Here is a 1,970-nt window from a genome sequence, read left to right as displayed (position 1 = left end):
AAGGCAAAATTCAAAAGGCAAAATTCAAAAGCCAAAAGGCAAAAGCCAAAAGGCAAATTCCAAAAGGCAAAAGGCAGAAGGCAAAAACCAAATTCCAACAGCTAGTAGCCACGAATGCACGTATTGTTTTTGAAAAGATATCAGCTATCGGTTGTTTTTAATGGTAAGTTGGTTTTGTGTATTGTGATGTGCAAAATATACTTGATTTTGTATGTTACGGTAAGCGAAATAATTATATATTTGTGTAGTTAACTATACATTATGGAAGATTTATTTAGGAAATATAGCAAGAAATTACAACGCGTTGAAACTAATTTTGTTAGGAGTATTATGGATGATATCAATTGGAATGCGCGATTAATAGGTATTAAAGGAGCTAGAGGTGTTGGGAAAACAACGCTGCTTCTGCAGTATATGAAGCTTAATTTTAGTGATAACTTAGAGGAATCGTTGTATGTGAGTTTAGATGCTTATGGTTTTAAAGAGGGGACTTTGGTTGATTTGGCAGATGATTTTGTAAGAAATGGGGGTAAGTATCTGTTTTTAGATGAAGTTCATAAGTACAGGAATTGGGCACAGGAACTCAAAAATATTTATGATGACCATGCGGAGTTGAAAGTGGTGTTTACGGGTTCTTCGTTGCTGGAAATATTGAATGCTCGAGCTGATTTGAGTCGCAGGGCCATTGTTTATCACATGCAAGGATTGTCTTTTAGGGAGTATCTCGAAATGGAAACAGGGCAAAAGTTCGACAAAGTCTCGTTGGAAGATATATTGAACAATCATCTGAAGATTGCGACACAGATAAATGGTAAGCTAAAGCCATTTCAGTATTTTGAAAGATATTTAAAGTATGGTTATTATCCGTTTTACAAAGAGGATCCTGATTTGTATGAGCAGCGCTTAGAAGAGGTCATTGCTATGATGCTTGAAATCGAGTTGCCTTTATTGCGGGGCGTTGATTTGGGTTTTGTTCCTAAAATCAAACAATTGTTGGCTATCATCTCTGAATCGGTTCCTTTTATACCTAATGTGAGTAATTTAAGTGATAAAATTGGTTTAAATAGAGCTACTTTGATGGCTTATCTGCATTATTTGGAAGAAGTAGGTTTGACTATTAACTTGCAAAAAGAAGCAAAAGGTAGCGTGAAATTGCAAAAACCGGCTAAGATTTATTTAGAAAACACCAATTTAATGTTTGCCCTTTCTCCGTCAAAAGCCAATATTGGTAACGTGAGAGAGACCTTTTTTGCAAATCAATTGGGGTTTAAACATAAGTTGAGCCATCACGAAAAAACTGATTTTTTTGTCAATGATTTTTACTCTTTCGAGATTGGAGGAAAAGATAAGTCGATCAAACAAATTCAAGGCGTTGAAAACTCTTTCATTGCAGCCGACGCTATTGAATATGGCTTTCAGAACAAAATACCGTTATGGTTGTTTGGTTTTTTGTATTAATTATTAGTTAGCGGTTGACCATTTTTTGTTGTGAACTATGGGGTTTAAGATGGCCATGAATATGGAAATTCCAAATTTTTTAAATTCCAAATTCCAAAAAGGGGAACCGCGAAGGCGCAGAGGCGCAAAGTGTTGATGTGGGGAAAGCCACGAATGCACGAATTGTTTTTGAAAGGATTGTCTTGTGTAGGGATGGCAACGAAAAGGAAATTCCAATTTTTAAAATTCCAAATTCCAAAAAAGGGAACCGCGAAGACGCAGAGGCGCAAAGTGTTGTGTGGGGGAAGCCACGAATGCTCGAATTGTTTTGAAAAGAGGGTGTTTTAACCGCAAAGGGCGCAAAGTGTTGTGTGAGGGAGGACTTATTTTTTTTAACCACATAGAAGTATCATAGATGCATAGTGGTAAAGAAGGCATAGCCGTTTCACTGTTCACATAGTTTTACTGAGAAGATGTAAAATGTTGAAAAGGCAAGAGGCAGAAGGCAGAAGGCAATAGCCAAAATCCAAAAT

General features: G+C 36.6%; 1 protein-coding gene. It reads left to right on the top strand.

Features of this window, described 5'->3' with window-relative positions; translation table 11 throughout:
* The first annotated feature begins 261 nt into the window (after positions 1-261).
* Positions 262-1,458 carry an ATP-binding protein gene (locus tag ACSVH7_RS15080; protein WP_438067510.1) on the top strand — a complete coding sequence of 399 codons (1,197 nt, stop codon included), beginning with the start codon at positions 262-264 and terminating at the stop codon, positions 1,456-1,458.
* Positions 1,459-1,970: the final 512 nt, after the last annotated feature.

The sequence above is a fragment of the Flavobacterium sp. TSSA_36 genome, from assembly GCF_051547165.1.
Taxonomy (GTDB): Bacteria; Bacteroidota; Bacteroidia; order Flavobacteriales; family Flavobacteriaceae; genus Flavobacterium.
This window is presented reverse-complemented; position numbering and strand designations above follow the sequence as displayed.